At 58.6% G+C, this 13,920-nt stretch carries 10 protein-coding genes; 2 read left to right on the plus strand and 8 right to left on the minus strand.

The annotated features are described in order from the left end of the window. Nucleotide 1: 1 nt before the first annotated feature. From ACP39K_RS04460 to ssuD, 7 genes are all read right to left on the minus strand, one after another. Nucleotides 2–1,435 carry an MFS transporter gene (locus tag ACP39K_RS04460; RefSeq protein ID WP_244757685.1) on the minus strand — a complete coding sequence of 478 codons (1,434 nt, stop codon included), beginning with the start codon at nt 1,433–1,435 and terminating at the stop codon, nt 2–4. Nucleotides 1,436–1,618: 183 nt separating this feature from the next. Continuing rightward, nucleotides 1,619–2,494, minus strand: coding sequence for a MetQ/NlpA family ABC transporter substrate-binding protein (locus ACP39K_RS04465; RefSeq protein WP_079449906.1), 876 nt, complete (start codon nt 2,492–2,494; stop codon nt 1,619–1,621). Between the two features lie 2 nt (nt 2,495–2,496). Beyond that, nucleotides 2,497–3,201, minus strand: coding sequence for a methionine ABC transporter permease (locus ACP39K_RS04470; protein ID WP_016927110.1), 705 nt, complete (start codon nt 3,199–3,201; stop codon nt 2,497–2,499). Further along, nucleotides 3,198–4,217 carry a methionine ABC transporter ATP-binding protein gene (locus ACP39K_RS04475; RefSeq protein ID WP_497008317.1) on the minus strand — a complete coding sequence of 340 codons (1,020 nt, stop codon included), beginning with the start codon at nt 4,215–4,217 and terminating at the stop codon, nt 3,198–3,200. Before ACP39K_RS04475 ends, ACP39K_RS04470 begins: the two co-directional genes overlap by 4 nt. 7 nt (nt 4,218–4,224) lie before the next feature. Beyond that, nucleotides 4,225–5,631, minus strand: a complete 1,407-nt coding sequence (locus ACP39K_RS04480; protein ID WP_497008318.1) for an LLM class flavin-dependent oxidoreductase — start codon at nt 5,629–5,631, stop codon at nt 4,225–4,227. A gap of 84 nt (nt 5,632–5,715) precedes the next feature. Beyond that, complete coding sequence (locus tag ACP39K_RS04485) at nt 5,716–7,095, minus strand: FAD/NAD(P)-binding protein (protein WP_273834579.1); 1,380 nt, start codon at nt 7,093–7,095, stop codon at nt 5,716–5,718. Further along, entirely contained in the window at nt 7,095–8,267 is a 1,173-nt protein-coding gene (ssuD, locus tag ACP39K_RS04490) for an FMNH2-dependent alkanesulfonate monooxygenase (protein WP_016927106.1), read from the minus strand. The genes ACP39K_RS04485 and ssuD overlap by 1 nt, the downstream gene beginning before the upstream one ends. Nucleotides 8,268–8,545: 278 nt before the next feature. Between ssuD and ACP39K_RS04495 the strand changes: the two genes are divergently transcribed. Further along, complete coding sequence (locus tag ACP39K_RS04495) at nt 8,546–10,462, plus strand: sigma-54-dependent Fis family transcriptional regulator (RefSeq protein WP_115116784.1); 1,917 nt, start codon at nt 8,546–8,548, stop codon at nt 10,460–10,462. 719 nt (nt 10,463–11,181) lie between these two features. Here ACP39K_RS04495 and ACP39K_RS04500 read toward each other — a convergent pair. Continuing rightward, nucleotides 11,182–11,907 carry a helix-turn-helix domain-containing protein gene (locus tag ACP39K_RS04500; RefSeq protein WP_079451564.1) on the minus strand — a complete coding sequence of 242 codons (726 nt, stop codon included), beginning with the start codon at nt 11,905–11,907 and terminating at the stop codon, nt 11,182–11,184. 789 nt (nt 11,908–12,696) lie between these two features. Here ACP39K_RS04500 and ACP39K_RS04505 point away from each other — a divergent pair. Beyond that, nucleotides 12,697–13,584 carry a helix-turn-helix domain-containing protein gene (locus ACP39K_RS04505; RefSeq protein ID WP_033639913.1) on the plus strand — a complete coding sequence of 296 codons (888 nt, stop codon included), beginning with the start codon at nt 12,697–12,699 and terminating at the stop codon, nt 13,582–13,584. Nucleotides 13,585–13,920: the final 336 nt, after the last annotated feature.

A 13,920-nucleotide genomic window follows, 5' to 3' on the forward strand; every position in this document is an offset into this window, starting at 1 on the left:
GTTAAGCGCGATCGGCCAGATCGTCGATATCGCGCGCCGTCGGTTCAAAGCGAATGATCAGCAGGAAGACGATGGGGATCGCCGCCGCCAGTGAAACAATCCAAAACATGTCGGTGCCGAAGCGCGCCTGCAAAATCGGCAGAATAAACAGCGCCAGCGCGCTGCCGATACCGGACAGCGAACGGCCGAAACCGACGCCGGTGGCGCGGATCGCCGTCGGGTAAGAGAGCGCCGGGTAAATCATCATCTGCGCGCCGGGGCCGAATCCTTCGGCGAACAGCCATAGGCCCAACATCAGGATCGCCAGCCCAACGCCGAACGCCGCCTGCGGATGTCCGATCAACGCCAGGGCAATCAGCGCGATAAACTGCAGCGCGAATCCGGCGATCGCCACGTGGCGCGACGGATACTTCCATGCCAGACGCATGCCGAGCAGGCCACCGGTAAAAGCGAACAGCACGTTCAGCCCGAGCGAAGCGGAGATAGTTTCAAACACCCCGGCGCCGAGAAACTGCGCCAGAATCGACGGCAGAAAGAAGGCGATGGCGGTGTATTCAAAGGAAATGCAAACGTTCATCACGCTGGCGACCAGAGTGCGCTCGCGGTACGGCTTGCGGAACAGCACGCGGAAGCTGACCTTCGGCGGCGGCGCCGGTTGGGCGGTGTCAGGTTCCGCCTCATGGGCGGCAATGCCGTATGACTCGCGCAGGATGCGCGCCGCCTCTTTCAGATCGCCCTGGTTAGCGGCCCACAGCGGCGACTCGTTCATAAACTTGCTGCGCACCATGATGATCAGCAACGCCGGCACGGCGCCGAAAATCAACGAGGCGCGCCACAGCCAGTTCGCATATTCGGCCGGCAATAGAAAATAGAGCGCAAAGATGATCAGAAAACACACCGACGAAGCGGCGTACCACATCGGGCACCAGGCCGCCAGGCGCGACGCCTTGTTGGCCTTGCCGGTGAATTTGGAGAATTCGGCCAGATAGGCCATCGCCACCGGCAAATCAATACCGACGCCGATACCCATCAAAAAGCGTGCGCCGATCAGCACCCAGACGTTGGGCGCCAGCCCGGCGGCGATGGCGGAAACCACAAAAAACAGCATATCGGCCATAAACACCTGATAGCGGCCGTACTTGTCGGTCAACCAGCCGCCGACCAGGTTGCCGAGAATGGTCCCGACCATGATCGAAGAAGTTACCACCCCGGTCAGCAGCGGGCTGAGGCTGAATTCACGCACCACGTCATCGATGCCGTAAGACAGCGTGGTCAGGTCATAGGCATCGAGAAAAACACCGCCCAGCGCCAACAGCACGATCATGCGCGCATGGGTATTTTTCTCGCTGCGCTGGTTAATCAAACGCGCCACATCGCTGGCCGAGCCGATGGGCGCAGATAACGGCGGCGCGGTATCGATATTTAAGGTACTCATAGCTTCCTCGTTGTAATTGGCAGGTGACACCTCGTTTATAGGGTGAAAAAATTACGCCGACAAACAACAATTTCTTCTATAAATATCATTAATATCAATAAATTAAACACGGTTACGGCGTAACAAAAACGCCGGATTAACGCGCGTTAATCCGGTCTTTATCACGGTCATTTCGGGCGGGGATTATTCTGCCGAGACCGGCACCAGCACGCCTTTCACCCGCGGGTCGTCGGTGCTTTTCAGCCACGCCTGCAACCTGGGATCGGCAAACGCCCGCTGCAGCTTGCGAATATTTTCGTCCTGCAGATAGGGCGTGCCAATCACCAGCTGCGAAGCGAAGGTTTTCGGCGCCGGTGGGAACAAGATGCCCTTCTCACGCGGCACCTTGCCGGCGTCGAACTGCGACACATAGCCAATGGCCGCATCGACCGAATTCAGCGCGCGCGGCATGGTCAGCAAATCCAGCTCCTTGAAGTTAAAATGGCGCTTGTTCTCGCGAATGTCTTTCAGCCTGGCGGTGCGCGCCTCGATCGCCGGATCCAGCCCGATCAGTCCAATGCGCTGCAGCAGCCACAACGCCTGCCCCTGATTGGCGCCGTCGTTGGGCACCACGATCTCCGCGCCGTCCGGCAACTCGGCGATCGACGTATAGCGGTCGGAATAAATGCCAAACGCCCACTGAAACACCGGCAGCGTCGGGGTCAGCTTAAAACCGTTGGCATCCACCACCTGCTTTAGCCACCACTGGTGCTGGTAGATCGTGGCGGCGTACTGCCCCTGCGCCACCGCACGATCGGCCTGCACCGGATCCTGCAGGCCAACCGCCTCCAGCCTGAGGCCGTAATCCGGCGCGATATGTTCGCCGACGTACTCGATCACCCGCTGCTCTCCGGCCATCGCTGGCTCAAAGTGCACTTTCAGCGTGCTGCCGAACTGCACCGTCTGCTGCTGGCGGGCGCTGAAGTGCCAAACCGCGGCGGCGATAATCGCCACCGCCGCGATACCCACCGGCCACGGCCAGCGTTTCTTCTTCACTATCTCAAAATCGTGATTAGGCATGATTAAAAGGTTTCCTGATGATGACGCAACGCGGCGACCAGGCGGTCACCAATAAACTGAATCAGTTGAATCGTGGCGATCAGCACCACAATGGTGGCGATCATGATGTGATTGTCGAAACGCTGGTAGCCGTACACCACCGCCAGATAGCCGATGCCGCCCGCGCCAATGGTGCCGGCGATGGCTGAATACTCGATCATCGAGATGACGTTCAGCGTGATGGCGGCGACGATCGCCGGCAGCGCCTCGCTGAGCTGCGCGCGGGTGACTATCTGCCAGATCGAACCGCCGGACACCAGCCCCACCGCCGTCACCTCCGGCGGCAGTTCGCGCAGCGCGTTCTCCACCAGCCGGCCGAAGAACGGAATGCCGGCGACGATCATCGGGATCACCGCCGCCGGAATGCCGATGGTGGTGCCGGTCAACCAGAAGGTGAACGGAATAATCGCCGCCATCAGCACCAGAAACGGCAGCGAACGGCCCATGTTCACCAACCAGCTCAGCGCGCGATTCAGCGCCGGGCGCGGAAACAAGCCGCGCGATGAGGTGTTGAACAACACCACGCCGACGGCGCCGCCGATCGCCACCACAAACAGCATCACGATGCCGACCATCAGCCAGGTTTCGCCGTAGGCCGGCAGCATCAACCGATGGATCTCGCGCCAGGGTGTATCCTGGCTCATCACGCTGTCAGACAGATTTTTCATACCGCCTCCCGCAAGGCCGCCGGCTGTTCCAGCACCTCGGCGAGAATGCCCAACCGTCGCAGCTCGCCCTGCAGTTCAGCCGCCGAACGCGAAACGCCGCCAAAACGCACCGCAATCTCCAACCGCCCGGCCAGGCTGCCGCCCACCACTTCAACGTGGCCACCCAGCAGATCGATCTGCAGGTCGAGTTGGCGGCTGATGCGGCTGATCCAGTCGGTGGCCGCCGGCTGACGGGCGGAATAGGTTACCTGCAGCCGCAGCGCGGCGTCGGACGCCAGCGTCTTCAGCGGGAACAGCCGGCGGCCCAGCGAGGAATCGGGCGCCGCCAACAGCTCGCGCACCGGCCCTTGCTGCACAATCACGCCGTCGCGGATCTCGGCCACCGCGTCGGCGGCGTCGCGCACCGCATCCATCTCGTGGGTGATCAGGATGATCGACAGGCCATACCGATCGCGCAGCTGTTTAAGCAGGCTGAGAATGGCCCCGGTGGCGTCCGGATCCAGCCCGGAGGTGGCCTCATCCGCCAGCAGCACCGACGGATTCAGCGCCAGCGCGCGGGCGATGCCGACCCTTTGGCGCTGGCCGCCGGACAGTTGAGCCGGGTAAAACGCCGCCTTGTCCGCCAACCCTACCGCCGCCAGCAGGCTCTTTACCCGCTTGTCGATATCGCGCGGCACCACGCCCAGATAGGTCAACGGCAGCGCCACATTCTGCCAGGCGGTTTTACGCTGCAGCAGCGCGGAAGACTGGAACACCGTGCCTATCGCCCGCCGCTCCCTGCGCAGCGCCTCGCCCGCAAGCCGCGACAAGTCCTGGCCGTTCACCCGGATACTGCCGCTGCTCGGCCGCTCCAGCAGGCTGATGCATTTCGCCAGCGTCGATTTGCCCGCCCCGCTGGGGCCGACCACGGCGGTAATCGATCCGGCCGGCACCTGCAGCGAAACGCCTTTCAGCACCTCAATCCGTCGCCCGTCCGGCGCGCGGTAAACCTTGTGTAACCCCTCAATCTCTATCATCGCATCCTCACTTGACGCTCAGTGCATCGGCCAAGGGCGCGCCGGCCGGCCAACGGTAGCCCACCGCCGGGTGCGGCTCCGCCAGGCGCGGCCCCTGATTGAACAATTTCTCTCGCAGAGTGCCCGCCGTGTAGTCGCGCTTGTACGCTCCGCGTTTTTGCAGCTCGGGGATAAGCAGTTCCACCACGTCGGTGAAGGTTTCATGGGTAACGGCGTAGGCCAAATTGAAACCGTCAACATCCGTTTCCTCCACCCACGCCTGCAGTTCGTCGGCCACGGTTTGCGGGCCGCCCACCAACAGCGGGCCGAAACCGCCGATGCCGACCCATTCGGCGATGCCCTGTACGGTCCATTCACGGCTGGGATCGGCGCTGGAGAAAGTTTCCACCGCCGACTGAATGGCATTGGTGTACAGATGCTTCAGCACCTGATCCGGCTGATATTGACCGAAATCGATGCCGGTCCAGCCGGACACCAGCGCCAGCGCGCCTTCGTAGCTGGTATAGGATTTGTATTCCCGCCATTTTTCCTGCGCCTGCCGGTCAGTTTCACCGACGATCACCGTCTGCAGGTTGAAGATCAGGATGCTGCGCGGGTCGCGCCCGGCCTCGGCGGCGCGGCGGCGGATATCGGCCACGGTTTTTTTCAGCAATGTTTTCGAAGGAGAAGCGACAAACACGCATTCGGCGTGCTCCGCGGCAAACTGCTTGCCGCGGCTGGAAGCGCCGGCCTGATAAAGCACCGGCGTGCGCTGCGGCGAAGGCTCGCTCAGATGAATGCCCGGCACCTGGAAGAACTCGCCTTTGTGGTTGATCGGATGAATTTTCGCCGGATCGCTGAAGATGCGCCGCTGACGATCGCGCAAAATCGCGCCGTCTTCCCAACTGCCCTCCAGCAGCTTGTAAACCACCTGCAGGTATTCATCGGCGTAGTCGTAGCGCGCATCGTGATCGGTCTGCGCCCGGTGGCCAATATTGCGCGCGCCGCTCTCCAGATAAGAGGTGACGATATTCCAACCGATGCGCCCCTTGGTCAGGTGATCAAGCGTCGACAATCTGCGGGCGAAAGGATAAGGGTGCTCGAATGACAGCGAGGCGGTCAGCCCGAAGCCGAGATGTTCGGTAACCAGCGCCATCGGCGTCACCAGCGCCAGCGGATCGTTAACCGGCACCTGCGTCGCCTGGCGGATCGCCGCGTCGCCGCTGCCGTTAAGCACGTCGTAAATCCCCAGCACGTCGGCGATAAACAATCCATCGAACTTGCCGCGTTCCAGCAGGCGCGCCAGATCGGTCCAATATTCGAGATCCTTATACTGCCAGGAACGGTCGCGCGGGTGCGCCCACAGCCCCGGCGACTGATGGCCGACGCAGTTCATATCAAAAGCGTTAAGACGAATTTCACGTTGCGATGACATAGCGAGCTCCACAATTATCTGCCGGCCACGGGCGAAGCCGGGCCGGATGGGGGGTCTTAGGGTGTTAAAAACGGGAATGGACGATCAGTTTGCCGCCGGACATCGCGCCAACAGGTATTGCGCGACGCTTTGGGCGTGTTCCGCCACCTGCGGCAGCCCCATCAGTTCGCCGAAGCGGCCGCGCGCCGCCGGGCCGGCCACCAGCAGGCGCGGGTTGGCAAGGCCGTCGCCGCCGATCGCCTGGCTGTCGGCATTGACCCACAGCCCCAATCCCAGCGGATCGGCGCGCAGCGCCCCCTGCTCAGCCAGCGAGCTGAGCAACGGGCTGGCGGCGATCAGGCCGGCATGAGCCGGACCCGTAGCGATCAGCAGCCGCTGCGCCTGCAGCGCCCGCTCTGCGCCCTGGCGCGGCAGAATCGTCAAGCGCACGCCCTGCGGCGTGGGTTCCGCCCGCCGCAGACGAGCGGCCAATACCTGCAGCGTGCCCGCCGCCTGTTGCTCCGCCAGCAGCGTGCTCACCTGCGGCGCAAGGCGATAGCGGTGCACGTCCCAATAGGCGCGCAAATGCCGCAGAAAGCGCTGCTGTTCGGTCGGCGTCAACGCTTGCCACAGGCGCTGCCCCTGGGCGCGCACCGCGTCCAACACCGCCTGCCACGGCACCCGTTGCCGAGCAGCGCGCGCCACCTCAAGGCGCACCTGCCGCACCCCATCGCGCAGTCCGGATGGCGGGGCAAACGACCATGTCGGGTACTCCCCTTCGGCATTGGGGCGCGGCAGCAGGCCGTGACGAGAGAACGCGGTAATCGGCCCGCGATGCCCGCGGCGGTGCAACGCCGCCACCGCATCAGCCATCGTCAGCCCGCTGCCGACGATCGCCAACGATTCATCGGGTTCAATCTCATTCAGCGCCCCCTCCGCCCAGGGATTGGCGATCAACCGCGCGTCGCGCGCCAGTTCCGGGGCGATTTGCCGCGGCAGCGCGGGCGGCGGATGGCTGGTCGCCAACACCACATAATCGCCCCACAGCCGTTCGCCGCCGGCGGTGATGACGGACGCGCCCTGCGCCTGCGGCTGCAGGTGCTGCGCCCGATCGCGCAGGTGCCGCACGCGGGCCTGGCCCGTCTGCGCCGCCTGATGAAAACGTTCCTCGACATAGCGGCCGAAGGCGCCGCGCTGCGGATAGGCCTTACCGTCGCGCCATAACGCTTGCGGATCGGCCGCCAACCCGCCGCCCTGACGGAACCAGCGGTCAAAATCCCCCGCCGGTTCATCCGCCAACTGCATCCTATCGGCCGGGACGTTGATGCGGTGGGTCGGATCCGTGGTCGAATACGCCACGCCATAGCCCGGCGCGGCGCGCGGTTCAATCACCGTGACATCCACCGCTCCGCGCGCCAGCTGGATCGCCAGCGCCGCGCCGGTGAAACCGCCGCCGATAACGATAATATGGGCACGCTTCGCCATCAGCCCTCCCGCTGCGCCGGGGCGGGACGACGATCGCCGCCGATGGTTTCGCCAAACGGGCCGGTATTGATCGTGCGAGCCGTCTGATGAGCCGACTGCGCCAGCGGCAGCAGCGGCATCACCAGCTCGGCGAAGCGGTGAGCCTCTTCCAGATGCGGATAGCCGGAAAGGATGAAATTGTCGATGCCCAGCGCCTGATACTCGCGTATGCGCGCCGCCACCTGCTGCGGGTTGCCCACCAATGCGGTGCCGGCGCCGCCGCGCACCAGGCCGACGCCGGCCCACAGGTTGGGGCCGATGCGCAGACTCTCGCGCGAGCCGCCGTGCAGCTCGCTCATGCGGCGCTGGCCGGTGGAGTCCATGCGAGCAAAGATCTGCTGCGCCGCCGCGATGGTGTCGTCATCCAGATGCGCGATCAGTCGCTCGGCCGCCGCCCAGGCTTCGTCTTCAGTTTCGCGCACGATAACGTGCAGGCGAATGCCATAGCTGAGTTTACGCCCCTGCCGCTCGGCGCGCTGGCGCACCGCCGCCAGCTTTTCCGCCACCTGAGCCAGCGGCTCGCCCCAGGTCAGGTAGGTGTCGATCTGCCCGGCGGCGATATCGATCGCTTCCGGCGATGAGCCGCCGAAATAGAGCGGCGGGCCGTTTTCCTGCACCGGCGGGAACAGCAATTCGGCGCCTTCGACGCGAATATGCTTACCGCTGAAGTCCACCTTTTCTCCTTGCAGCAGCCGTTGATACACCGTGAGAAATTCCTGAGTCACCTCGTAGCGTTCGGCATGGCTGAGGAAGATGCCATCCCCTTTGTTTTCCACCGGATCGCCGCCGGTCACCACATTGATCAGCAGGCGTCCGTCCGACAGCCGATCCAGCGTCGCCGCCATGCGCGCCGCCAGGCTCGGCGGCTGCAGACCGGGGCGCACCGCCACCAGGTAGCGCAACCGGCGGGTGATCGGCGCCAGCGCCGCCGCCACCAGCCAGGAATCCTCGCAGCTTTTACCGGTTGGGATCAGCACGCCGTAATAGCCGAGGTTGTCGGCGGCCAGCGCCACCTGCTGCAAATAAGGCAGGTCCACCGGGCGCCCGCCCTGCGCCGTGCCCAGATAGCGGCCGTCGCCGTGGGTCGGCAGAAACCAGAAAACGTTGATGCGATCTTTCACTGACTCAGTCATTTATGCCTTTCCTATATAACTATTTTCAGTATTTATCGATAGAAAAACTTTGCTTGGTTATAAAAAGAAAAGCAGGATGCATGCCACATTGCAGGTTTTAAAAAACCAATACATATCAATAGATTGATGAGGTATCGACGTAAAAACACTGCTGCATTGGCAGCAGGCGGCGGCGGAAGGCTGTTGCCAATGCAGCACCGTGCGCCTTTTATCCTCTCGCGGCTGCTCATTGGCTGGGATAAGATTTTTTCCCCATCGTCGTCAGACAGGAGACGCCCATGTACGATCCTCAACCGTTCGCCGCCGACAAGCCGGTGCTGATCGATCCGGCGTCGCTCGCTCTGCAAAGCGTGCTCGATCGGCTGGCTCCCACCGACGCCACCGTGCTGATCGTCGGTGAAACCGGCACCGGCAAAGAAGTGGTGGCGCGCTATCTGCACCACCACAGCGCGCGCCGCCATCAACCTTTCCTGGCGGTCAACTGCGGCGCGCTGACGGAAAGCCTGGCGGAAGCCGAACTGTTCGGCCATGAGAAAGGCGCCTTCACCGGCGCCGTCGGCACTCATCAGGGCTGGTTCGAAGCGGCGGAAGGCGGCACCCTGCTGCTGGACGAGATCGGCGAGCTGAACCCGTCGCTGCAGGTCAAGCTGCTGCGCGTGCTGCAGGAGCGGGAGATCACCCGCGTCGGTTCGCGCAAACCGCTGAAGATCGATGTGCGGGTCATCGCCGCCACCCACGTCGATCTGGCCGGCGCGATTCGCCAACGGCGGTTCCGTGAAGATCTCTATTACCGCCTGAACGTGGCGGCGGTGACGTTACCGCCCTTGCGCCAGCGGCCGGACGATATTCCGGTGCTGGCCAGACATTTTCTTGCGCTGTACGCCCGCCGCCTGGAACGGCCACTGCCGCGGTTGACGGAGGAAGCGCAGCAGGCGCTGCTGGACTACCCTTGGCCTGGCAACGTGCGCGAGCTGGAGAACACGCTGCATAATGCGGTCTTGCTGAGCCAGGAGGGGGCGATCGCACCGCAGCAACTGCAGCTCACCCATCGCCTGACGGATAACGACGGCGGCGACGACGCCATCGACCGCTTTGTGCAGCGGCAGTTGCAAGGCGACAGCGCACAGCTTTACCAACGGGTGCTGGATGCGCTGGTGCGCAACGCCTTCGAACGCAGCGGCGGCAACCAGTTGCAAGCGGCGTCGTTGCTCGGCGTCAGCCGCAATACCCTGCGCACCCATTTGGCACATCTTGGTCTGATCAAACCGCGCCGTCGCAGCGCCGGCGCACCCGCACATTCACCGGCCATCGCCGCAGCGTCTCTGCCCGAACGCGAACTGCGCATCGGCTATCAAAAGTTCGGCAACCTCGGGGTGCTCAAGGCGCGGCAAAGCCTGGAACAGCTCTTCGCCACACAGCGCATCAGCGTGTTGTGGAGCGAGTTTCCCGCCGGGCCGCAGCTGCTGCACGCGCTCGACGGCGATGAGATAGACTTCGGCACCACCGGCGAAGTGCCGCCGATCTTCGCCCAGGCACAGGGCAATGCGCTGGTGTACGTCGGTTTTGAGCCGCCGGCGCCGCAGAGCGTGGCGATGGTGGTGCCGCAAGACAGCCCGATACGCAGCGCCGCCGATCTGCGCGGCAAACGCATCGCGCTCAACAAAGGCTCCAACGTGCACTATTTATTGCTGCAGATGCTGGACGAACAGGGATTGACGTTGAACGACGTGCGTATCGTCTACGCGCCGCCGAAGTATCCGCTGTCGGCGACCGACCTGCAGGCGGTGGACGCCTGGATGATGTGGGATCCGCTGCTCAGCGACGCGCAGCGCAACGGGGAACTGCGCGTGATCGCCGACGGCACCCAGCGGGTGCTCAATCAGCAATTCTACCTGGCGCGCCGCGGCTTCGCCGAGCGTTCGGACGATCTGTTGCGGCCGCTGATGCAGGCGCTGCAGCACACCGGCCGTTACATCGCCGCGCAGCCGAGAGAAGCCGCTCGTCACCTTTCCAACGAACTGGGGCTGGCGAGCGCCTCACTGGAACTCGCGCTGTCGCGCCGCAGCCATGAGGTTCGCGCCATGGATTTACAAGTGATCCGTCAGCAGCAAAGCATCGCCGACCGCTTCTACGCCCTCGGGCTGCTGCCCAGAGCAATCGCCGTGCGCGAGGCGGTCTGGCCGCGGGGCTCTTAGCCTGGCTTCGAGGGGGAGCAGCATCGGCCGCCCTTTCGCTTCTCCACGCAACCCCATACCGCCGCTGGAACCGAGCGGTAAGCCAATGCCGCAAAGACATTTTTAGGTAAAATATACCGCCGATGTCAGTGCTAGGATTAATTCGCTATCATTTTATGTGCACTTTCAATTAACGTTACCCTGTTATTTTCGCATTCGCCGGTCGTCATGACCGGCTTTTTTATTTCTCCATCTCACCGGCCAAAAATATCGCTTTTTGGTAAAAAAAAACGCGCCAGGTAGGGTTACATAGGAACTGCATGACCTTATTTCCCGTATAGGGTCGTGCATCTCAGAGAGATTGTCGATGTTTCATTGGCCGGCGTTAATCGCCGGCTTTTTTTATCTTCATTTTATGACGCCTGCGCTGCGCAGGCCCCCCGTCTTATTGCCAGAGAGGATGCGCGCACGCCGGGTCTATTGTTCCGTGAGATAACACTTTTCGGTAAATAAAAACCCCCAACGCGCGCTATTATTTAATTGTAGTGTTGTCATACCTATTGAATACCCCATGCTTACCGACCCTCGCGGTCGGTTTTTTTTTCTTCCTTGCCAACCGTTCCGTTGGTTGAAACAGGCTTATGGGGCGTTGACAGGTGGACGCCATCAAAATATCGATGGCATAACCAAAGCTTTCCGTTGTAATCAGGCAACCCTCTGCCGCGTGCGATAAACAAAGCTCATTTTATCGGGATGAAATACCACATGCTGACGTTTTCCTTTTCACCTGGGCAGTGATCGTGGATTTTAAAGATTACGCTTTGCGTGATGAAGATATCCAGAGAAGCCAACACCCCCTCATAGAGCGATAGGATGAACTCGTTTTCACTCATCTTTTTTTCTTTGCGCCTGATCGCAATGTACTTTGCCGATGCGTTGTACAGGCTACAGGTTATTGGATTCTTTACGTTTACCTTCATCTGCCCCCGGCTGATTACCGGCGAAAGCAGTTGCACGATCCTTTTTTTCTCGTAATACTCATGCAAATTCAAGTACACGATGCTGCTGGGGAAAGGCTCTTTATCGAAGCCAATAATCGGTTGGTAATTGAGAAAAGGCCAATCGCGCAGGGTTCTGAATGTTCTCGGCGGGCAACCGAACTGATTTGAAAACGCACGGCTAAATGATTGCTGAGAACTAAATCCAGAGAGCAACGCGATTTCATAGATCTTCATATCGGTACATTTCAGCAATAACGTCGAGCGGCTTAGTCTGCGCTTTCTGATATAGGTCCCTATCTTCATCCCTTCATACAAATAGAACATCCGTTGTAAATGCCCGATGGAATACCCTGACTTAATGGATAACGCCCTTATTGATACATGGCTTTGTGTATCAATGGCTTTTTCAATGATAGCGATTATCTCATCTAAAATATTGCGTCTGAACTTGTTAGAACAATCCATAGTAAAGCCTGTCATCTTGCTATTTTTATTATTGAATGCATCCCTCTTCTTGCAGAACCAAAAGCTGCCCGACTTGCTTTCTTTCGAAGAATGGCATTCCCATACCCGTTAAAATATATCCACGCATCACGTTGCACAAAAATCATTTCCAGGGTGAAAGATGCCGATTCACCTCTCGCACAAGATGAGACTCGCAAAGAAGTCGTGTGGAAAAACGCTGATAAACCACGAGCGCCAAGACAGAAAAACGCAGGCCACAGCCAGAAGATAAATAGCAATCGCTATTTTTCGCGAAAATAACCCCCCATATTCCTCCCTGAATGTCATTAGCCTTGATACCCCATTGAATTAACCATTATTTAATTTCACAACCCCCTGCCGGGCCTATTTTCCGCTTCCCCCCTACTCTTAAACATAGAATAGTTAATTATTTCGATTCGAAAAGATGTTACTGTCAATAAATTGGCAGCCATATAGTGTTTTTATCTATCAATGAGCAAAAATTGTGCTCCCATCAGCTTGGTTCATTCATATAAATTAATAAAAATCAACAAATTAATATGCTTAAAATGTATCCATACACTTTCTACTTCTTCGCCATACGCTGCTATTTGGTAAATGACACTTTTAAGTACATTTTTTTTAATTTACCGCGTTAATATTGCACGCGTTCTATACTCAGGATATTGCCTAAAAGATCGGATGAATTGGGGCTTATCGCTGAATACCGATATCGCGTTATTTTACCCAACGCAACCATTAGGCAGATAACTAAAAGGGAGCTCCTGCATGTTTATAACTAAAGTCATTGAGGAGCTGCTCGCCTGGGTGGAAGAAAGTGGGTTCAATGAGAAGCTCACCGTTGAGATGCTGTCAGAAAAAAGCGGATATTCACGCGGGCATATCCAAAAAGCGTTTAAAGATGAAACAGGGATGACTTTCGGAAGCTATGTGAGGGGCAGAAAACTCATCCGCGCCGCATTTATGTTGAAAGCGACTAACCTCTCTATTTCCGATATCATTAAAGCGCTGAACTTTCAGTCCTATCAATCCTTTGAACGGGCCTTTCGCAAGCAATTCAGAACCTCGCCGATGCAGTATCGCAAAAGTAAATCGTGGGACGTGTCCTCCGCCATCCCATTGCTGTTTCTCGACGGCATTCCCGAGCATCGCTATGTGCACCTGCCAAAATTTTTCGACGATTCAGGGGATGGCGTTGATGCAGAGATACATCACTTCCATCCTGCGGTTTCCGCGCTGCGATTGGCGGCAATTGATAACATGAAAAAAACGGATAGCGGCGTGATTAACTTTTTCAATTTTGGCGCGAGCATCAGGAAAGAGAATTACGTCAGCATCTATTTGAAGACCCTCTATATTTCTGAGGAAGACTGTCTTGGCAACGTGCTTGCCTCTCTGGCCGACGCCCAGGGAAAAAAAGACATGCAACTTTTTGCAGAGTTCAGTTTTGATGGCGCAAGCGATGAGGCGCAAAAATTCACGCAAAGCATCTACACCAAATCATTCCCGATAAATAAAGTTGGCATGATCGATCGCTTTCTCATTGAAATTATCAACCCCAAAGGCGGCGATAGAATAGAGATGAAGACCTATATCCCCATTGTCTTCCCGATCAAACACAGAGAGAAAGAGGTAGCGCCAGGGCCAGAGCGGTAACCCTGTCACGATCGGCGTTGCTATCTATTAAAAATGGTAATAATTTATATTTATCAATAAAGAATTATGATGAATTTAGGCTCAAAACCACGCATTATCCACTTGCCAAAAAGCACCAACTTTAAGACTTATCTAATTGGAAAACACGTTAATATCTCCCTGAAAATCGCGCCAAAATGGGATCTTCTCGCCCCCACAAGGAATAACCGCTTATCCGTCAAGCGTTCTCTTCGATATGACTTACGTACCAAAACCTTAAATATCAATACGTTACCTACATTTGCTTTTTGTGCGATCGATCGGGTAACTTATTGTTTTTATTTAGTTTTTTCTAAA

It is taken from the genome of Serratia sp. EC4, from assembly GCF_059652115.1.

Excerpts from the sequence above, each read along its gene's own strand:
- ACP39K_RS04460 (WP_244757685.1), bottom strand. The coding sequence starts at position 1,435 with ATGAGTACCTTAAATATCGATACCGCGCCGCCGTTATCTGCGCCCATC.
- ACP39K_RS04465 (WP_079449906.1), bottom strand. The coding sequence starts at position 2,494 with ATGCCTAATCACGATTTTGAGATAGTGAAGAAGAAACGCTGGCCGTGG.
- ACP39K_RS04470 (WP_016927110.1), bottom strand. The coding sequence starts at position 3,201 with ATGAAAAATCTGTCTGACAGCGTGATGAGCCAGGATACACCCTGGCGC.
- ACP39K_RS04475 (WP_497008317.1), bottom strand. The coding sequence starts at position 4,217 with ATGATAGAGATTGAGGGGTTACACAAGGTTTACCGCGCGCCGGACGGG.
- ACP39K_RS04480 (WP_497008318.1), bottom strand. The coding sequence starts at position 5,631 with ATGTCATCGCAACGTGAAATTCGTCTTAACGCTTTTGATATGAACTGC.
- ACP39K_RS04485 (WP_273834579.1), bottom strand. The coding sequence starts at position 7,095 with ATGGCGAAGCGTGCCCATATTATCGTTATCGGCGGCGGTTTCACCGGC.
- ssuD (WP_016927106.1), bottom strand. The coding sequence starts at position 8,267 with ATGACTGAGTCAGTGAAAGATCGCATCAACGTTTTCTGGTTTCTGCCG.
- ACP39K_RS04495 (WP_115116784.1), top strand. The coding sequence starts at position 8,546 with ATGTACGATCCTCAACCGTTCGCCGCCGACAAGCCGGTGCTGATCGAT.
- ACP39K_RS04500 (WP_079451564.1), bottom strand. The coding sequence starts at position 11,907 with ATGGATTGTTCTAACAAGTTCAGACGCAATATTTTAGATGAGATAATC.
- ACP39K_RS04505 (WP_033639913.1), top strand. The coding sequence starts at position 12,697 with ATGTTTATAACTAAAGTCATTGAGGAGCTGCTCGCCTGGGTGGAAGAA.